We start from the raw sequence: 20,013 nt of genomic DNA on the forward strand, positions 1-20,013 counted from the left end.
TTGACGGAATCAGGCGCGAGAGGCTCAGGCGGTCGCAGCTGGCCAGCTCGCCGGCGTTCAGTGCGTTTTCTTTAAAAGCAGTCACTTAGCATTCCCGCCCCGCGATAACGCACGTTCAGTTATTTTGAGCATAAAAAAAGCCAGGACATGCCTGGCTTAGATTGTTTAGCGCTGTAATCGGCTATTTTGATTTATAAGGGCGAAACATAAACTTTATCGCGCAGAACAGCATAAAGACCAGTGCCCATGTATTTTTCAGGAAGATCGCGAGTGATTGCAATTCGGCAGCGCTCACCGTTTCGACGTTCATCGAGATCTCACCTACCCCCCAAAAACTACACATGCCAATCAAAGCGGCAGCGTATACAGCAGGACTGATAAGCCAGGTTACAGGATGCAAGAACCAAGCGGCATAGCGCAGCGCTACGAGCATAAATTTCATGGGCGCTTGCATTGCGTTATTTAATGTAATCATCCTTCTACCTCTCGTAGCTTTCCGACAACTACCGCCCCGCGCGTAATGCTGTAACCAACATCACCCACATAATTTTTATTATCCTGAAAGCACTGATCACTTGAGCCAATATTAATAGGCACGATGTTGATAACGTCATACCCTGCGCTATCAAGCTTGTTATAGCTCTCAGCAAGCTTTGCGGCATAATCATCTAAATCAGGAACATTGTTAACATAGTCTTTAACGATTTTGGGATCACCCAGGCCTAAAAACCCTGTTCGCTGTAGTTTTTTTTGTGATGCGCAAGGCACATAAAACCAGTCAGTAACAAATTTATCTTTTCTCTGACTCACTACGCCGCCCCCTTATTTTTCATCATCAGGAATCAAAAAATCGTCCAGTTTCTTTCCTGCTGCTATAGCTTCCTCAATTGCTTTAGGTTTACGCCCTCTGCCCGTCCAGTATTGCATTTCACCGTTAACTTCAAACTGATATTTAGCGGGAACCTGCTGTACTACCCGTTTTTTTCGGGTGCTACCAGTATCAGAAGCGCCTGTTAGTTCCTCAACTGAAAATCCCTCACTGGCGATCATCTCAAGCAGTTCGCGTTTACGTGCATCACGCTGTTCACGTTCTTTAGCTTCACGTTCCGCATCTTCACGGAGTTCTTCAACTACAGCGTTGAACTTTTGAGCCATATCCTTAAGTAACTCAAAATCAACTTCACGCGCAAACGCTCTCAGTGAACGAATGTTAGAAAGAACTTTACGGACGTTATCAGATTCACTCATGGCGGTTCCTCTTAGTGTGATTAGTTAAGTACGACACTAGCTATAAATTATATTTAATATAAATACAAGGAAAAGCGGGGATTCCTCCCCGCTCCTTTTATGCTTTACGGGCGGCAAACTCAAAAGTTACCCGTTTTTGTTCTTTGTCAATTACAAGCGCTGCCTCAAATGATTTTCCAGCTTTGGATTTAAAGCCTTTAATCACTTTCGTCCTGCCAGCGTTCATGAGTAATTGCATTTGATTGTCTGTCAGTTCTTTTTCAGAAATTTTACGCCAGATTTTGAAACCACAACCTTCATTCTGACAAGAATAGACTTTAGGTGTTAGCTTCATTTCAGAAGAACAACAGAAGCATTTACCGACAGGTTTATTATCAGCGAAATTTTGAGCAGCAGAAACGATACCTTGTGAAAGCTCAGGATTCATAAGCTCTTTAACGGTATTGTTAATATTAATAATGAAATCGCCTAACTCAAGATCACCTTCCATTATCATCATTTGTTGCTCATGCCATAATGCTGTCATATCAGGCGCTGAAACCGCCACAGGGAGGTTTTTAATAAAGCCTATACCTTTCTCAGTCGGAATAAGCTTCCCGTTCTGTACGGTGAAATAGCCCGTACTTTCGAGATTGCTGATAATCGTTGCTCGCGTAGCTGGCGTACCGATACCACCACGTTCCCCTTTCTTACCTTTGTCTTTGCTTAACAAAAGCTGTTTAATGTGAGGATCGGTAACGTAACGACTAACACGTTTCAAATCTTCAAGGAAGGTTTTCATAGTGTAGACAGGTAGCGGTTTAGTTTCTTTCTTATCTACACGTACATCATTACAAACCCCTACATCATCTACTTTCATAGCGCTGATAGCATCAAAAGCCGAATCGGTGTTTTCCTCTGCACTATCATCATCGGAATCCTCAGCTTCAAGGGCAGTCCAGCCAGGGCTAACGAGTTTTGTTGCGCTCCCACCAAAGCGATAACCCTCACACTCGATAATAACTTTTGCTGATTGGTATTTTTTATCATCGAGGAATTGAAGCAGATAGCGTAATACTATAGCTTCATAAACCTTTTTCTCTTTTGAAGTAAGCTTATCAAGATTTCGCGGTTCTGCCGAAGGAATGATACCAGTATGTGCGCTTACATTATCATCGTTAAACGCAATACCTTTACGTTTAATATCGAATCCGTTGTTATTAATAACGGATTCAAGTATCCCGCCGCTAATATATTTCTTTAAAGCCTCTAAGGTTGCGGGTGCTTCATCATATTGATCGCTTGTAAGATAACGACAATCCGAGCGGTTATAGGAAATAGCAGCTATCTCTTTAGAGCGTAGCTTTTGAGTAATTTCCATTGTTTCAGTTGGATCAATGTTATCTTTTAACATATAGGCTTGAAGCCCTAACAGGTCAAAAGGTAGCGGTGGTGGCGTATGCTTATCCTCCACTTTCGCAACAACCACAGTTGAGGGCTTCATAACACATGCTGATTTAATGTTTTCCGCCACTTCTGGAGATAATATTTTTCCATCTGTAGCAAACTTATCATCAGCAATAAGTTTTAAATAAACAGATTTCAAAATGTTATGACTGGAATAAACATCATAGTAATTAGATTTAACATGGTTTTTAAAATCTTCATAGCGCTTAACTATCAAGCCGAGCATAGGCGTTTGTACTCTACCACACGTAAGCTTACCATTGCCGCCATGCTGACGATTTAGAAGCGTATAATAGCGCGTCATGTTAAGACCATAAATCTGATCGCCTTTAGCCCTGGCTAAAGCCTTTAGTGCAAGGCGCATAAATTTTTCAGAATTACCGTCCTGCAATTTTGAAAGAGCTTTTTTGGCTGCATTAACGTTCAGGTCATTCAGCAATAACCGCTGAACAGGCTTGTTATAATTCTCTTTCCAAAGAATCTCCCTAACCAACAACTCACCTTCATCATCGGGATCGCCAGCATTAATAACCGATGATGATTTTCGTAGCAAATCAGTAATGATTTTGTATTGCCGCTCTACATAACCGTTTTCCGTAGTTTTAACTTCATGGGAAACTTCGGTTAGATCCATCGGCAAGTCTGACATAACCCATGTTTTGTAAGAAGGGTTAACTTTATCAGGAGGTGTAAGTACCAGCATATGACCATAACACCAAGTAACAACGTTGTTATTTGCGCATTCCCAATAACCACTTTTCTTAACTTCACCGCCGAACGCTTTAGCAATAATTTCAGCTAACTCAGGTTTCTCTGCAATAGTTAAAATCATATAGCCCCCTTCGCCATTTATATTAGATATAATATTGCATTTTATTTGATTATTTCAAAAACATGAAACACCATTTTTTCTACATAGGCCGTGCCAATGTATATACTATTATCAATAACTCCTTCTCCTGTTGGTACAACCATAAAAGAACGCTTCACGTTCTCTTTTCCTTCTGGTACAACCGCCCACAGATAAACATGATCCTGACCGCCTTTCACAGTCAAAATCTGCGCGCTGTCAGGAAGCATTAAAGCCGTTAGGTTGGAAGGATTTAATTCATACTTAAGAATAATACCCGCCCCTGTACTAAATGAGTTCCCATTTACCTTGTTGCGCGTGGTTGGCTTTCTTTTTGCTTTAGAAGAATTCTTAGCAAAGAGAATGATACAAACGACAACAAAGAGTAAAAAGAACCAGGGTAAAGCAGATGCGAAATTGTCCATACAATCACCTCATGAAAAGACTCATTTAGTATAGTGCCATATGGCACATAGGGCAATATAAAAAAGCCCCTTAACGGGGCTTAGCGATCAAAAACTTTTCAGCTTTCCAAACTTCTTCAAAATCTGCTTTACAATATCAGGATCTGCCGAAGGACAACCGTTTATAAATTTTGTACGCTTTTTAAGCGTTTTTACAGGATCAAAAATACCGTGCTTTTTAGTGGCCTTAATCGATTTGAAAGCCTTAACCGCAGCATTACACTCGTTCTGGCTGTTTCCTGTCATTTGACCGTATAAGCACGTCACAGCAACGCACGGATCACCGCTGTCGGGGCTTTCCTCGCTAGGATCAGAGGAAACCCCTTCAAATGGTGCAAGCGCGTTAGCAGCCAGCGCACCAGATGAAGTAACAAGCGTTGCTGAAAGAATCAAAGCAGTGAAAATTGTTTTCATAAAACCCCCCTTCTTTTTAAGCACTGGCGATAGACGGAATATCACGCCGCTTATCGCGTGGAATTTCATAATGTTCAATATCATTCAGGATAGGTACATCTGGAACGTTGTCAGTAGCAACCTTACGCCTTTCCATGAATACCGGTTCATCAAAGTACACAATCTTATGAGCAACAAACGGCTTAACCTGTTCCATGATTATGACTTCATTAACGGCGACTTTCGTTCTTTTCCCCTTATTAATCTTTTGCATCACATATTTTTGTGACCCTAGCTCTACAATCTCTTGCGGCATATAAAGGTCACGGCCTACGTATTGCTCGTTCGTGCCGTTACTGATTTTACCGCCGTTACTTGTTCTGGAGTTAGTTTTAACTTTAACGGTTTTCTTGCCGAATGTTTTACTAATACGCTCAGCGGTAGAATCAACATCTTTAGGAGGATAAACAACTTCTACAGCAAGGTTCTTTCTCAGCGTGAAAGCCCCTGATTTGCCGTAAGCATCATCAGATTCTAACTGTTCATCATTCTGATAGATAATCATATAACGAATATTATAACCTGCCGTGAACGCTATAGATTTCTCTATAATACCCACACGCCCCATAGACGTAAATTCATCCAGCACTAGGAGGCATTGATATTTTAATGTTTTATCATGCTCTGGCAGAGTTTGTGTGTTAACTCTCACCAACTGACTAAAGAACAAATTAATTAACTGCTTATACTTTTCCATGCCTGTTGGAGAAAGCACAATATATACTGACATTCTTTTACGCCGTAAATCATTAAAGTCAAAGTCAGAAGCAGAAGTAGCGAGTCGGCAAGACTCAGCCTCAAATATCTTAAGAGGTTTATTGAAGTTCTGCATGATATTACCGCGCGTTTTTGGATCTACGGATATAAATCTGTTGAAACCTTCAACACAACCTTTACTAAGTGGATACCCTTTATCTTTCCAGTAAAGGATTTCATCATTCATCCACTCAGCCATATCTGGTACGCCAGTAAGGGAATACAGTTGCGCCATAGAAACCGGATAGGGCTTCATAAGCTCCCTGTCATCATCAGTACCGTTTTTCCTGTTTTCTTCAATCTCTGCGTTGATCTTATTTATCGTTTCTTCCATATCCAGCATGTACAGAATATAAGATTCAAATACTGCTTCTGCCATACTGTTCCAGATAGCATTATCACCCCCATCATCTGGAAAAAGAATTGTTGCCAAATCTTTTATTTCTCCAACCCGACGCGATTTTGAACGGCTTATGTAGTCCAACGGGTTCCAGCGGTGTGATAAAACATGCTCAGTATTGCGGAACTTTTCATTAAAAGCTTGCTGTTCTTCTGGTGACAGATTCAGGTAGTAATCACTAAATTTAAATTCCTCAAATTCTTCTTCGGAAAAACGATACCCATCAGGGGCAAAAACAAAAACTTCCTGCCCCATTTTTTTACGATACCCCGCCGTAAATATATAGTTCTCAGCTTTAATATCGAGAACACAAACAGAATCACGATAATTGAGCAGATTAGGGATAACAAAACCTACCCCTTTACCGCTTCGGGTTGGAGCGCCTAACCCTAAAAACTGTTGTCCTGCAAACTTAAGGTATTTACCCTTGTGTCTACCTTTTGCAACTTTACCAATCAGAATCTCAGGATATTCTTCATCAGCATCAAGCAAACCACTTTCTTTGATTTCTTCATCAGTTATTAATTTTGCATTTCCATGTACATCCGGCTCAGGAAACTCAAAGAAAGCACCAATAATGATAGCAGCCAGAGGAACTATAATTGCCGCTGCAAATACAATTGTACCTAATGATATTGCGGCATGTAACTTTTTATACTCCCATAAAGGCCACGCATTCATTAAGGTATCGTATGATAGAAGATTAGTATCTACTTTCGATATAAGCAGAAAAACATAACCGCCTCCATACGCCCCGATTGCGCCGCCAATGCCTAACATTAAGATAGCGAATATTATAGTTGATATAATATCGGACTTTTTAAGATTCTGCCTTAATTGCATACCCCCCCCCTTAGTTATCCTGTTAAGCCACCATGCCTAAAAGACGCATAACAGCTTCATTTTTTTCTTCTGGATTGTAATAGATTTTCGTCATATAAGAACCTTTCCAGAAGGAGATTATATCTATTGTGCTGGCTACAGTATTTGTAATCAAACCATAATCAAGCGTTGTACCTACCTTAGATTCTTTGATAAGTGATGAAAGTCGGCTATATACAGCAGCAGGGTTATCGTCAGCGTGAGTAGAAGTCAGACTACCATTATGACCAGTATTCAACATGCCTAAATAGTTCCAGGCTTCATCGCCCCTTAATTCAGTGAGGAAGATGTGATCTGGCTTCATACGCATACCCGCTTCAATTAAATCTTTTGCCGTAGCGCCGATCCCCTCACGCTTAAAAAACAAATGAACATGATTAGGATGGTTAGGCAAATCAAGTTCATGTGTATCTTCAATCGTTATATAGCGCCTGTTTGCTGGAAAAAGGTCTGCTATAGCTTTCATGAAGGTAGTTTTACCAGAACCCGTAGCACCAACCATGACGTGATTTAAACGCATCTGGACGCTTTTTTTAAAGAAGCGATCCATATCTTTATCTTTGAGAAAGCCAAGAAGTTCGAGTTGTTCGCCTGTCAAAGCCTTTTCTTTTACGTAAGCTCTACCACAAATTTCAAAATCAGAAAGGCGACCACTGTTAATATAGCTGTTTAAATCAAACCTGCTTTTTGACGGTTTGCGAATAGTAAAGGAAATTGTACCGTCCTCAGCCGCAGGAGGTAAGATTATTTGCCCCCTCTCCCCGTCAGGTAAGGTTACAGAGTGAATAGGTTTCGAAGCATTGTAATCCTGATCAATACCGCCAGTATGACTTTTGACGGATAATGATTGAGCAAGCATTTCAAGATTGGAATAATTACAATCTTCATTAACTTGCGACTCCCAACCGTTGCCACGTTCAAACCAGATTCTTCCAGGCTGGTTTATAGCAACTTCTGTTAAACCGTCATAACCCAAAATCTCGGTTATTCCTGTTTTGGATAACTGATTACGGATTACATTGAAATTTCCATAGGATTCATTCATTAAAACCTCTGAATTATATTAAATATAAGTGAAGGGAACCCCCTTCACTTATCATTTATTTATGCGTCACCCGTTATCAATGGAGTTCGTAAACATTATTGAAATAAGTATCACGCGGTACGATGATTGAAATCAATTCACCTTGATTAATATATGCCGTAGGTGGAATATTAATTGAGTTTTCAAGCGCGATACTTGCCATGTTACTGGCGGCATCTTCGGTATTATCAACTTTAATGCTGTTATTATTGTTATTATCACTGATTTTGTTTGCTGCCGTTGCCAGCGCATCATCAATGAAGCTAAGCATAATTGCATTACCAAAACGCTGCCAGAAGTGCAAATCAACCCATGCCGGAATACCCGCCGCCCCAAGACCATCAACACCAAGAGCATCAATACGAACGCGAATACCTTTAGGTGTTTCGGCTGTTGTCCAGTTTACGAATACTCGCGCCTGACCTTGAACAAGGGCGTTCTGCTGTTCACCAAAGAATTTAGTACCCGCCTCAAGCAATAATGTATTTCCATCGTTTGAGTAGATGTTTTTGGTTAACTGGCAGATTGGCAACCCCTGATAAGTGGTAACGATCTTTGTTTTCAGCACACAGGGTAAGACTGTACCCATGCCTAACAGCAAACTACGGTCTTTCAGAATGGAAGCCTGACCATTGGCGTAAGTACCACCTTCCAGCGCCTTATTTAAGCCCCCTCCCGCGCTTTGTGAGGCCGCACCACCATTAGCAGTATCTTTGCCCTCGCTACCTGCGTAAACCAAGCCTTTACCCTGTAGCTTTCGTTCCTGCGGCGTTGGCGGGGCATCGTTATTACCACCGTTCCCGCCAGCTCGTGAAGTGTTGTTGTTTGCGCTGCCGTTACCTAATTTACCCTGGGCTTGTAATTGAGCCATTAGCGCATCTTGTTTAGCTTTTTCTTCTGCTAGGCGTTTTGCTTCTGCTGCTTTACGTTCTTCTTCTGCGGCTTTTTCTTCTGCCGCTTTACGCTCAGCAATGGTATTCATCAGCTTATCCACGCCCCTATTCCCAGTATCGCTACCAACACTTTTTTCAAGTGTCGGATCAACCGGCTTACCCGCTTCTTCTGTATCAACTTTATGGAAAGCTCTCCAGACAAAGGCACCTGCCACCGCGAGGATTAGAACAATAGCCCCCCCAAATATGAGAATGTCTTTCAGATAACCTTTTGAGGCTTTCTTACCGCGCTGGCCTTGTAAGTCTACCGTTGCGCGATCATCATCAATAGAAGGGATAGCACCGATTTCATCTTTCTGATTATCATTCATCAGATTTAATCTCCCTAGTCATGCCATTGGTAGTACCACTACGATTAGACGGCATTGCCTTAATCGTATCTGACCGAACCGCTACAACTTTCTTACCGAGACGAATTACAAACTCAGGGTTAGTTTCCTGTACAACAATAATATTATTATTCTCGCTATCAGGATTCCCATTCACTAGCATTTCTTCACCATCGCCAGCAACACGGTAAATCATTGGAAGATCGCTTGAAGGATTAAATTTAAAGCATGTAAAGCGCCCATCATCCCATACTTCATACGGTGCGAAAGACTCTTTACCCTGCAACTGATAATTCCAGTTCGCATTGTAAGCGCCATTAGACTGACAAGGCGGCCTTTTAAATACTGTCGCGTTTGCTGCACTGTATTTTTTAGGATATTTAAATCTAACCATCCATGAAGGATTACCCTTTACAGACTGTAAAAAGAAAACATAAGTTCGCTTATTTGATACTAACGTAACATTCGTATCAGGTTGTTCAGCGATTGGCCTGATAAAAATATTATTCCCTCGTACAGAAACATCCCAAGCATCAGGATCACCAAACCCCATCCCTGCCTGATCATCAGTTATAAATTCACCATCCTGTAACTTAATGAGTGTTGATGTTCCGGCTTTAACCCTAACGAGAACAGCATCATCAGGATTATAAGTAGCTTCCTGAATGCGAGCGTCATAGCTCGTCGGCTGCGGCACATTCAAGGCGTTCGCAACGCCTGGTAAAGTTGCCGCTATGCACCCAGCTAACAGAATCTTTTTCATTAACCCCCCCCTCGCCTTTCTTTATTTTTGTGATTCTTGATCGACACGATAACTAGTCACATTAAAACCAAGTGGATTATTAATATAATCATCATCGGTTCTTAATTTATGCTCATAGTCAAAAGTAATCGTGGCTTGCCAGTGCGTAATCGGATAGCCAGGAATCGGCTTACCAGCCCCATCAGTAACCGCTTTATAAAATCGCACGGTTCCAACGCCTTTGTTGCTGTCTACAATCGGCTTAGAAGTAATACCGACTTTCATTACTTTATCTTTAGCCAACAAAACAAGCGGTGAGTTAGGGCTTTCAACTATGAAGCGCCTCATTGACTCATAAACGCTAGGTGTAGAACGTAGTTTAACCTGGTCAAGACTGTTTTGAATTGAGTTCCAGTCATAAGACTCACGCTCTACAACAAAGTTAGCGAGGTTTGAAGCATCAATCAGGCTTTGATAAGTAAGTTTGATTTTATCGTCGCCTACTGCTGAAACGATATTTACCTGACCTGTAACCTGATCTACTTCTGCGATATATGGTTTAACCTCTTTCAAAGGTGTTAGAAAAGCAAGAGCAACAGCCATTGCACCCGCCGCAACGACACCGATTCCACCAAAGCCAAAACCAATCCACATCATACGTCGCTGTTCTGAAACTCTATCGCGCTGAAACCCTGCAATAGCGCTTAAATGTACGCTTTTATCAGCGTCTAGTTGCTTTCTTTCTGGAGCGGTTAGTTCGGCCATTTTTTTATTTTTATCGTAAATTTCGGCGCGTTCTTGTTCGTTGAGCTTTTTTGGATTGCGTTTAAACATTTTATTTCCCCCTCTCTTGCTCAGCTTTTATTTTTTTTAACTGCGCTTGTGCGGCTGGAACGTGGGTATTCATTTGCACCCACTTACCCTTTGGTTTTGTTGGTTGAGGTGGATTAACTGAACACGCTGATAGAGTCATAAAACCCACAACTATCAAAACTAGCTTCAATGGCATAATACCCCCTTAGTAACAAGCCCTTTCGGGCTTGTTATATTTAGTATAATTATTTATCAACGCTAAATTCTTCTTTAAACTCAGCGCGGCGTGATGCTTGAGCAATTTTAAAGTTTGCATCAAAGTTAGCTTTCGCTAAGTCAAGCTTAGTTTTCTCATTGAGAAGATTATTTGACTCAGTGTTAATTGCGTTTTGATAATCCGCTTTTTCTTGCGGAGTAGCGGCTTGCTCAAGCTTTTTGGAAAGATTGGAAATATGATCACTGCGTTTAACAGCCGTATTATACGCAGTTTGCATATTATTTAATTCAGTCAACATACTATCATATGCTTTCTGAACTTCGGAATCAGAAGAAGTGAGTTTGTACTTCTCCCTCAACTCACCAATATTATCCGCAGCATCTAATAAAGAATCAGCCGTTCGTTTATTTGGAAGATAGCTACTTAATGTTGGGTCGTCCAATAAGTCGTTTACATCAAAGTTAGTCACCCCTTCATATAGGCGCTTACCTTCCGCTATCGTCTGGTCATGCAAGCTTTTAGCTTGCTTATACTGCTCGACAAGCTGATCATACTGCTGTTTCGCTGCCTGTAATTGTTGAAGCATATTAGTTGCACTTGCCGCATCAAATACAGGAATACCCGTAGCAAATGTTGGCGGTGAAACCAGTATGCTATTCACTGTTAAGGCACTTAACAGCATAAAGGATTTTTTATTCAGCATCCTCATACTCAGTATCCTCATATTCAATACCTTCTTCTTCATCATCATGCTCAGCCTTACGTAACTTATGGTTACGTGCATTTTCTTGAATAAAGATTGGTATCCAGTCATTAGGATCGTTGGAACCAATCCGCTTGATGATTTCCTCAGCAGCTTGTACGCCATATTTATCGCCAGATAAAACAGGCAGGAATTCATCAAATCCATGTAAATCCATAGTACCAAAAACGCTCGTATTGGATTTCTTAATTAGGAAGGTACGGCTTGTTTTCGCAAGAGATTTAAGCTTTCTGAATTCCTTTCGTGTTATCCCGATTTCCTTGTAATGCTGCCATTTCGCATTAGGGTTAGGTAACAGTACGCGAATTGTCGTTTGCTCATTGATCTCATTGAATATAGCGCAGTTAATAGCATCTACTGGCTGTTGAGAGATAAGCCAGCACATTTCATAATCCATACGCCCCGCTTTGAGCGATTGTTTTAACTGCTCTTGAGTAAGCGGGAAGTTAGCTGGCATCCAGAATTCTTCACAAGAAAATATTGTCCAGCGGCCTTTCTTGCGCGGGTTTATCTTCATTAAATCTTTATAAAAGAATAAAACCGCTAAAAGAATTTCAGCCGCAGGGTGAGGTTTACCATTAGGCTGTTTTTTCAGGATTACTGTACTGTCGAACGCCACTCTATCAAACAGCAATGGATCAAACTTATTTTCAGGACTATCAACCGCCCAGGCATAACGCCCCATCCTCCCGCCGTTCGCGTAGGCGGAAAACTCCATAAGGCGATTACGTAAAGGCGATGCAGCAATCATTTCAAGCACGTTACTAAACCGCCGTCCTTCTCGTGGCAACTCCATTACCGCATCTACAGCCCTGACGATTTTAGCGCTGTCACCATCATCAAGCCCTCCCTCACTATTTGCGCCTATACGTTCTACCCAGGAGTAGCAGAACTGGCGTATACGCTCCTTAATTTGTTCGGCAAAGGCTTGATCAACTATACCGTTATCATCCGTTGCCATTTTTATTTCATCTAACTGGAAAGGGTTCAGGCCAGTAAACTCACCTTCCCTCAGAACGAAGTATTGCGCACCCAACATCATCATGGGTAATCGCATCGACTGCTTAAAGTCAATGCCGAATAACATCGGATTAAAGCGCTCAACGAAGGATGTTAAAGACGCCTGCAATGTTGTTTTACCTGTACCTGTTTGACCTAAAAAGATACCGTGCCCTGATTCTGGCTCACCTACTACATCTTTAGCAGGATCACTATCAGTCGTTGAAAGGTAATGAATCCCGCCCTGTAACGTTTCTACAGGCATCATTGCCGTTCCATCCCCCATAGGGTTGCCAGTACGCTTACCTACCGAGAAATTATGTAGAGAGAACTGGTCAGCCAGGGTAGAAGTAGAACGAACGGTATTGAGCGGTCTTTTCTTAGCATCAGGAAGTGAACTTATAAAAACATCTTCTTGTTCATCCGTGGCACGAAGCAGCACATATCCCGCAGCGCTAAAGCCTGATTCAACAAGAATTGCATTATCATAAGCCTCTTTAGCGGTTTTACCATAAACCGAAACAACACCATGATAATCACCAAGAAACACTTCACCGTTTTGAACAAGGTTTTTAATTGAGTTGAGCGCTGTACCTTCTTCATCAATTGCGGCATTTGTGGAATTGATTTTATTCGCTTGCCCGTCAATGATCGATATAGCTGTTAACTGACGAGTATAAATATAAGATTGGGCAAATGTTAATTCGCAAGGAATTGATAGAATAAAATCAAGCGCACCAGGCTTAATCTTTGCAGGGAATGAACGAAGGGTATAAGAAACACAATATTTATCTTGAGCATCATTTGCATTACGGATAAGGCTTATATCGTAACCAAAAATGCGCTCACTATTCCCAACTACTTTGTAGATAGGATCTTCTACAAGTGGTACTTTAAAATCATGATGGTTAATGAGCCATGAAAGGAAATTCGCAGACTCATTCATATACCCATCGTTTTGCAGTACCGATAACCCAAATGGGCCACAAATTTTTTCCGACATTTTAATGACGGAATCAAGTTTTTTTATGCCATCGTCAATTGAAGATTGACCGTAATTATAAATCAGCGTGATGTAGTATACAGATTCATAGTACCTGCCACCTGTATTAAACCGCTCCATGTATTTATCAACAAACTTCTGAATAAAAACATTGTTCGATTTATAAACATCATTAACAAGGATTTCACGCTTGTCTATGTAAGTCCATAAACCAAGCTGACCAGCCATATCTTTACCAATACTGACCAGGTATGTTCTAAACAAATTATAGTTACTATAAAGTTCAGAATCATCAGCCAGCTCATATGGATAACCCGCTATTTTAACCGTAGCCATTAGCTTGTTATCCCCAATCATTGAGATTGAGTCAGTCACAGGATAACGATAGTGGGGAATTTTTCCTTCAAGAGCTTTCTTGTTAATGCTTCGCGCGTTTGATTTGTTCGTAGACATCATTCCCCCCATTTTCATCACCTAGTGACGGGGATAACTTATAAAGTCCACCGCCATTAAGAATCCTACGGAACTTCCCAGCTACTTTAAGCTGAAAAACTCTTAAAGCATCGAGGCTATTGATACAAATAAACTTAATGATGAAGAAAGCTAAAATCGTTGGAAGCGCAAACAACACGCCCAAAAGACTGTTTGTTGCAATAAAACCTATTACAGCAAGCAGCATTGATGAACCAAGTAAAGAAACACCCCATACAAGAGGAACGCCCCCCATATTAGGAATCATATTCAATACATTAAGCGTTAGATGTTGGGTATTAATCGTTTCTTCTTCTTCAAGTTCTACATCATCATCTTCGGCCATAATAACCCCCTAGTTATTTGATTAGGCCGCTTGCGCGGCCTTCGTCAGCATGTTTTTTTATTAGTTGCCGCCGAGATCCCAGAACCAAACAGCAAGCGCTGGCAGACCCGCAACGACAGCACAAGTAACCATTGCCATAAACAAATCGTTCCAGCCAATTTTATTGATTTTAAGCATAAAGCCTTTAATCAAAAGATATACCGCCGCACCTGCACCAAGCAGAGAGTAAATGGCGGTCTGCGCGGTTGAGATCCCACCTTCCGCACCACTAATACCACCCGCAGCAAACGCGCTCATAGGTGTAGATGCCATGACACTAGCGAAGAAAGAAAAAGCCAGAACCTTTACCTTTAACAGAAAGTTTTTAGTTTTTTGCATTTTAAATACCCCTTTATTTAGCGAAATCATTGAAAACATCCCAAGCAGCCCGCGCTGGTTTGTTCCCTTCTACATTAACTGCACTTTCAACCATTTCAGGCTGATCCCCTTCGGGTTGCTGGTAAACAATGCCGCGCCGTAGATTATTGTTAACTGGCGTTAGGCTATCCCCTGCCCCCACTGGTTTCATAGCCGGAACAGAATAGATTTTATTCACAGCGTTATTAGCCAGATCAATATAGCTTTTCCCGTTCTTCTCCTTTTTGAACCCCCTCGTAAAATTATTTGAATAGTAGCACGATGCCGCAGCCCTCAATGCTTGCTGTTCATCAGGATATTCCCCGCTATCAATCGCACGGTAATAACATTCCTCAAATATTTTTGAGGCCACCGTAACGTTCTTACAAAAGTCAAAGGCCGTTTCATTAGTCAACCCATAACTTTTAAAGTTACCTACATAAATCTGTCCAAGACCGACAGAGTATTTATCACCTACTTTAGCAAGCTCATTAACAAAATGGACTGCTTCATTTTTGGATTTAAAGTAGTGCGAAGTGTTTTTAGTGACATTAGCCACAACGTAAGGATTGCCGTCTGACTCCACTGAAATAATTGTTTGTAGTGTAGTCGGATCAACATTCCCACCGCATTGCATTAGCAGACTTGCTAATACAGGAGCAGCAAGAACCATAATACCCCCTTTTCCACTTTTATATTAAATATAAAGCGTGTATTTCGCAAAAAACTACTATATCCATATTGTTAAAGAGCCTGTTAAGTAACTTCACTTAACTTTGAGAGCTAGTTTTTTCTTTGCCAGTGCTAACACTGGTAAGCTCTCAATGAACTGATCTAAGACCAGAATCAAAAGTTTCTTTTTATTTATCCCCGCCTTGCGGCTTAAGGTTGTTATCTTAAAGTTGAGGTAAGCATCTAACTGAATTGATACACCAACCGAACAATAACCCTCATAAACTACTTGAGGTTTCCAGTCTTTGTGAGGATCAAACGTGGAAAAAAATTCATCATTACCGATGGATATATTAAATATCGCTTCGATTATGTTCTTCTTTCCAACATTCACCCCTTCACTTAAAGCGCTTAGGATTCGGTTCAACTTACCATCCAGATCGAGGCGTACTGCTACAGACTTGTAAGACTTCCCCCCTTTAGTGTCCTCATAAAAATGCAACATTAACACCCCTTAGAGATTGGGATTCCCCAATCACAAGAAGGATTATAGCGCTTTAAACGTACGCAGGAAATAGTTATTTTAACTATTCCTATAACTAATACTTCTATTAACACTTTCGTAACAAGCCAATATGATATAAAAAGCAAAATCCATATGCTGATCAATCCCTTACACTGTATTAATTAAGTTAAGCATTACTACACTTTTAGTTCAGCCATGCTTAGCCTGGTCAAGCTTTAATCGAATCATGAAGAATACCCTTAGATCTGACAAAAAATCAACCGCATACGTACTTTTCAAGTCCTCTATCTGCCTACGTACCAGTTCAGCGGTTTTTTCTTTTTCCCTGTTAACAATTTCTTCTATTGTAAAGCCCATACATACCAAGATCATGCACTGGTAAAGTTCATCGCTTATCTCAGGGAAAAGAGATTTATAACGTTCAGGGTTCGAGTTGAGCGTAATTCGAAGTTCAAATACCTGTTTAACTTCTTCATAGTTGTCTAACTGGAACTTAACCCGTATGTTTTCAATGTGAGAGTTTATCGTTTTTTTTGATATTGACATTAACTCCCCCATTCTAGGAGGTTTTAACCCTGATGAATGCAACATAAGCGTTACCAGTTCAGTACTGGTTAGCTCAGGAAAAATATTGCTGATTTTATGGATATGCAGCAATAAATTTTTCTTAGAAAGCGGGTTAATCGTATACAATCACTTTTCCTCTTTTTTTGCGGCTCGTTTTGATTTGCGTTCTGAAATAAGCCGTTCTATATAACTAACCGCCTCAGTATTGCCAATGATCCCATAATAAAGAATTTCTTTACGCAGATAAGCAACTGGCAACGCTTCGTTTTTATCGTATTCTTTAAGTTTTCTTTCATACTCACGTACCAATTCAATGCACGCTTTAGCCCATTCTCCCTCACCGTGGCTGCCCTTTTTAACTCTCGGCCTACGCGGTAGCTTAGGTGGCTCTGGCTTAACCCTGATGTAAGCTTTATCACCTTCCACGATGTAGTTGAAAATCAGGTGCGTAACCTTTCTACCTGTAGTAACAGTTTCATAGCGAACTGTCAGGTCAGTCGTTCGGTTGATAGCGTCAACAGCAGGATTGAGAACTCTAACCCTGAAATTTTTAAAGTCTGCATATTTCCCCGTAAGACCAGAACGATCTTTCATCCAATCAATGCTAATTTTTTCAGTGCTGATAACGCCCGTTTTTGGATTTTTATATTTATCAAGTTTTCTATATCGGCTTAGCCAGGAGTAAAGCCTAAATGCAAATGGAGTATCAAGTTTCGCCATTGCGAAAACATTCATTTGCGTAAATTCATTTTTAAGATCGTACAGAAAAGGTGCAATCTTTGGAGAGAAAGAAAGCGTTATATCCGCGCCTTTATTCGCTCCATAAGTAATAGCGGAAAACCAATATCTAGCAACTGCATCGACTCTTTTTTTGCGCTCGTTCCATTCATAAGTATAAATAGGTTTTGAGCCTAATGTTAATGATACAGATTGTAGTTGATGCGCACTATTTGCTAGTTCTAGATCATACATAGCGCTGTATTCAGGCGCAGTTAACACAATTTCCGCGCCCTCCGGCTGCGGGTTCTTACTATCGATTTTGGACAAGGCCAGCCAGAGCAACCTGATTTCAGCCAGGTTAATATCGTAACTACCTTCAATAAGCTGATTGCCTTGTGTTATCACTTTATTGTCGGCTACTGTAGCGCCACCGCTGACAAGCCCAGCATGAATATCTTGTTTTTGTTTCACGCTTCCCCCCTCCCTACTGGCCTCAAGATTTTGAGAGTAAAACACAATCAGGTACAAATTACAAATACTGTACCTGATTATGTTTGCCAGATCTCAACCGCCATTTTGCAAAGCTAAGATACAACCATCAAAATTACTGAACGTGCGTTATCGCGGGGCGGGAATGCTAAGTGACTGCTTTTAAAGAAAACGCACTGAACGCCGGCGAGCTGGCCAGCTGCGACCGCCTGAGCCTCTCGCGCCTGATTCCGTCAAATATTCTGGACTATTTTTTTAGCCTCCAGAAAAGTTATCAACAGGATATAAAACAATGCGTTACGACTGCACTTATCCACAGAAAATCTGTACCTCATCTTTGGTAAAGATGTACCGCGATAACGTAAAATCTGTACCGCATTTTTGGTAAAACTGTACCTGATTAGATTCTTTCAGATTGGTAAAGATGTACCGCGATATTGGTAAAAATGTACCGCGCAGTTGGTTAAAACGTACCGCGTAGTTGGTAAAGATGTACCTGATTAATCGCGTAACCTATTGACCAATAGAACTTTTAATAGCGTAAAAGGAAAGGAAGAAGAAAGATCTTACATAGATCGAGTGTTTGATCTTGAAAAAAGAAATATTTGAAATATGGAAATAATACAACGATCGCTAATCGCGTTCGTTGATGTTCACATAATCTGTTTTCTTTTTAATCACATCCAACGATACATTCAACGTAACCTTACTGATTGCTTTTCGTGCCATATGGCACTATGATTTAAAACCAGTTCTGCCAGCACATGATCGTAAAGCTACGGTGGCTATGAAAGCTCATAGATAAGCCGCTACGCTGTTTTTAATAGTCGGTTATGGCATTGGGTTAACGGAGTGAAGATAACGCGATACAGAGCGTTACAGGAGGCCGTTTAGGGAGTCAGGGAAGGTATAAAAAAAAGCCGCCTGGCAATTTCCCCAGGCGGCTAGATAAATGCCAAATACGAAGGGGGTATTATGGCGATCAAAAGTATAGATCGATTCCCGGTCAGAGTGGAATCAAAATTATACGTTTTTTCAGAAACTTAACTTAGTTGCAGGAGTCTTTTAACACACATGATTGAAAAGTCGAAGCTTTTACAAACCTATCCTACGGCGGCTGAGGTGAAGGCTGCTCGTGAGAGTACCGGCCTTTCAACGGATGAAATCGCTAATCTCTTTGGCCTTTCAGACGGTAGCGCATGGAGGAAAAAAGAAATCCAAAAACAGGGAAGTAAAAATACAAGGCTACTTAAGCCTATGGAATTTGAAATGCTTCTGCTTATCGCAGGAACGCATCCAAATCTAAAAATTACAGATAAATAAATGTTGTGAAGGGGGTAGTATGGAATTAAAAAATTATATTAAATATATTTTTCCTTTAGGATTGCTGATACCCAGCGTTGCCAATGCAGCCGCTGATTTTGAATTGCCTGTTAATATGCTCACTGATATGTATAAGGAGTTAACGCAATTTATATCAAGTAATCTAAGCTCATATATCGGTGATATTAATGAAATATTCCTTCCACTAATGGGGGCTGTTTTTGGCCTTTATTTTGTCTGGAAATGGGGATTAGTTCATTATAAGGGTGATCCTAATGCGATTCAGGATATGCTTATCAACGGTTTAAAGTTAATCGTTATCATGTCTGGCCTTGTCGGTAGTGCATGGTATATAGGTAAGGTTGTTCCGTTCGTTATGGATGCAGGTGATGAAATAGCATCCAGGCTGATCGGCTCAACGGGTACTTTCTCAGCGCTTGAAACTGTCATTCAACAAATTAACGCGAACGGTAAGCGTATTCTTGAAGCAACAAATGAATTAAGTCTATGGGATTCTGATATATCAACAATCCTCGCTGCGACTATGGCATTAATTCTCTTTTACGCAGGGGGTACAGCATTTGTTATCTATGCCGCCGCAACAATGCTTATTGCTAAATTCATGGTAGGTCTACTTCTTATTGTCGGGCCACTTTATTTAATGATGGCTATGTATGAACAAACTGTTACTTTCACGAAACAATGGATAGGCCAAGCGTTTAACTATATCCTGCTCAATGTTTTTGTAACGCTGACTATTCATATTCTTATTGAATTTATGAGTAACCAGTTCCCTGTAGGTGCTGAAATAGGTTTAGGCGGCGCTCTTTATGCCTTAATCGCATTTTTAATGGGCGTTTTTATCATTGGTCAGATACCGTCGTTCGTGAGTACCATCACTGGCGGTAATGGTATCAGTGGGATTACTGGCGCTACTAACGCCGCAGGGGGCATGATGTTTAATACAGCGTCAGGTGTTGGGGGTATGGCTGGACGGTCTTTAGGTAAAGGCGTTGGCAAACTCGCACAGGCAGGAATGGGTAAATTGCGTGGCGGTGTGAAAGCTGGCTGATTAAGGCAGCCAACCAGAATAAAACTGGT

General features: G+C 41.0%; 22 protein-coding genes. 3 read left to right on the forward strand and 19 right to left on the reverse strand.

Translation table 11 applies throughout. From position 1 onward, the window contains the following. Positions 1-181: 181 nt before the first annotated feature. The 19 genes from ABR39_RS00295 to ABR39_RS00390 all read right to left on the reverse strand — a co-directional run bounded on the left by ABR39_RS00295 (position 182) and on the right by ABR39_RS00390 (position 17,571). A complete protein-coding gene (locus tag ABR39_RS00295; protein WP_000631610.1) occupies positions 182-475 on the reverse strand; it encodes a hypothetical protein in 294 nt (97 codons plus the stop codon). Next, positions 472-810: a hypothetical protein gene (locus ABR39_RS00300; protein WP_000083087.1), complete on the reverse strand. Its 339-nt coding sequence runs from the start codon at positions 808-810 to the stop codon at positions 472-474. Before ABR39_RS00300 ends, ABR39_RS00295 begins: the two co-directional genes overlap by 4 nt. A 12-nt stretch (positions 811-822) precedes the next feature. Beyond that, positions 823-1,248, reverse strand: coding sequence for an H-NS family nucleoid-associated regulatory protein (locus tag ABR39_RS00305; RefSeq protein ID WP_000004210.1), 426 nt, complete (start codon positions 1,246-1,248; stop codon positions 823-825). Positions 1,249-1,345: 97 nt separating this feature from the next. Beyond that, a complete protein-coding gene (locus ABR39_RS00310) occupies positions 1,346-3,526 on the reverse strand; it encodes a type IA DNA topoisomerase (protein WP_047345337.1) in 2,181 nt (726 codons plus the stop codon). Between the two features lie 41 nt (positions 3,527-3,567). Continuing rightward, positions 3,568-3,969, reverse strand: a complete 402-nt coding sequence (locus ABR39_RS00315; RefSeq protein WP_000368397.1) for a DUF7352 domain-containing protein — start codon at positions 3,967-3,969, stop codon at positions 3,568-3,570. An 87-nt stretch (positions 3,970-4,056) separates the two neighbouring features. Beyond that, positions 4,057-4,422, reverse strand: a complete 366-nt coding sequence (locus ABR39_RS00320; protein WP_000848516.1) for a hypothetical protein — start codon at positions 4,420-4,422, stop codon at positions 4,057-4,059. Positions 4,423-4,438: 16 nt separating this feature from the next. Further along, positions 4,439-6,460 (reverse strand): type IV secretory system conjugative DNA transfer family protein, encoded by a 2,022-nt coding sequence (locus tag ABR39_RS00325; RefSeq protein ID WP_001177100.1) that lies wholly within the window; start codon positions 6,458-6,460, stop codon positions 4,439-4,441. Positions 6,461-6,482: 22 nt separating this feature from the next. Further along, a complete protein-coding gene (gene virB11 / locus ABR39_RS00330; RefSeq protein WP_001005926.1) occupies positions 6,483-7,544 on the reverse strand; it encodes a P-type DNA transfer ATPase VirB11 in 1,062 nt (353 codons plus the stop codon). Between the two features lie 76 nt (positions 7,545-7,620). Further along, positions 7,621-8,847 (reverse strand): type IV secretion system protein VirB10, encoded by a 1,227-nt coding sequence (gene virB10 / locus ABR39_RS00335; RefSeq protein WP_000999413.1) that lies wholly within the window; start codon positions 8,845-8,847, stop codon positions 7,621-7,623. Further along, positions 8,840-9,628, reverse strand: a complete 789-nt coding sequence (locus ABR39_RS00340) for a TrbG/VirB9 family P-type conjugative transfer protein (RefSeq protein WP_000722128.1) — start codon at positions 9,626-9,628, stop codon at positions 8,840-8,842. The genes virB10 and ABR39_RS00340 overlap by 8 nt, the downstream gene beginning before the upstream one ends. Positions 9,629-9,649: 21 nt before the next feature. Continuing rightward, positions 9,650-10,441 carry a virB8 family protein gene (locus ABR39_RS00345; RefSeq protein ID WP_000476773.1) on the reverse strand — a complete coding sequence of 264 codons (792 nt, stop codon included), beginning with the start codon at positions 10,439-10,441 and terminating at the stop codon, positions 9,650-9,652. Between the two features lie 224 nt (positions 10,442-10,665). Further along, the gene (locus ABR39_RS00355; RefSeq protein WP_001242571.1) at positions 10,666-11,346 is read right to left on the reverse strand and encodes a type IV secretion system protein; all 681 of its coding nucleotides are present in this window, start codon (positions 11,344-11,346) and stop codon (positions 10,666-10,668) included. After that, entirely contained in the window at positions 11,330-13,858 is a 2,529-nt protein-coding gene (locus ABR39_RS00360; RefSeq protein ID WP_240477041.1) for a VirB4 family type IV secretion system protein, read from the reverse strand. Before ABR39_RS00360 ends, ABR39_RS00355 begins: the two co-directional genes overlap by 17 nt. Further along, positions 13,821-14,219, reverse strand: coding sequence for a hypothetical protein (locus tag ABR39_RS00365; RefSeq protein ID WP_000796685.1), 399 nt, complete (start codon positions 14,217-14,219; stop codon positions 13,821-13,823). Before ABR39_RS00365 ends, ABR39_RS00360 begins: the two co-directional genes overlap by 38 nt. A gap of 60 nt (positions 14,220-14,279) precedes the next feature. Then, positions 14,280-14,597 (reverse strand): hypothetical protein, encoded by a 318-nt coding sequence (locus ABR39_RS00370; RefSeq protein ID WP_006882103.1) that lies wholly within the window; start codon positions 14,595-14,597, stop codon positions 14,280-14,282. 13 nt (positions 14,598-14,610) lie between these two features. Beyond that, positions 14,611-15,288 (reverse strand): lytic transglycosylase domain-containing protein, encoded by a 678-nt coding sequence (locus ABR39_RS00375; protein ID WP_000241899.1) that lies wholly within the window; start codon positions 15,286-15,288, stop codon positions 14,611-14,613. Between the two features lie 93 nt (positions 15,289-15,381). After that, positions 15,382-15,792 (reverse strand): hypothetical protein, encoded by a 411-nt coding sequence (locus ABR39_RS00380; protein WP_047345338.1) that lies wholly within the window; start codon positions 15,790-15,792, stop codon positions 15,382-15,384. A gap of 210 nt (positions 15,793-16,002) precedes the next feature. Beyond that, entirely contained in the window at positions 16,003-16,506 is a 504-nt protein-coding gene (locus tag ABR39_RS00385; RefSeq protein ID WP_000288043.1) for a helix-turn-helix transcriptional regulator, read from the reverse strand. Then, positions 16,507-17,571, reverse strand: a complete 1,065-nt coding sequence (locus ABR39_RS00390) for a replication initiation protein (RefSeq protein ID WP_000810866.1) — start codon at positions 17,569-17,571, stop codon at positions 16,507-16,509. A gap of 170 nt (positions 17,572-17,741) precedes the next feature. Between ABR39_RS00390 and ABR39_RS25810 the strand changes: the two genes are divergently transcribed. The 3 genes from ABR39_RS25810 to ABR39_RS00400 all read left to right on the forward strand — a co-directional run bounded on the left by ABR39_RS25810 (position 17,742) and on the right by ABR39_RS00400 (position 19,984). After that, the gene (locus tag ABR39_RS25810) at positions 17,742-17,933 is read left to right on the forward strand and encodes a hypothetical protein (protein ID WP_000123575.1); all 192 of its coding nucleotides are present in this window, start codon (positions 17,742-17,744) and stop codon (positions 17,931-17,933) included. Positions 17,934-18,663: 730 nt separating this feature from the next. Continuing rightward, on the forward strand, positions 18,664-18,912 hold the full coding sequence (locus ABR39_RS00395; RefSeq protein ID WP_000570802.1) for a hypothetical protein: 249 nt from the start codon (positions 18,664-18,666) through the stop codon (positions 18,910-18,912). 19 nt (positions 18,913-18,931) lie between these two features. Next, complete coding sequence (locus ABR39_RS00400) at positions 18,932-19,984, forward strand: type IV secretion system protein (RefSeq protein ID WP_000421118.1); 1,053 nt, start codon at positions 18,932-18,934, stop codon at positions 19,982-19,984. The last annotated feature ends 29 nt before the right edge of the window (positions 19,985-20,013 follow it).

It is taken from the genome of Enterobacter genomosp. O (genome assembly GCF_001022965.1).
GTDB classification, from domain to species: Bacteria; Pseudomonadota; Gammaproteobacteria; order Enterobacterales; family Enterobacteriaceae; genus Enterobacter; species Enterobacter cloacae_L.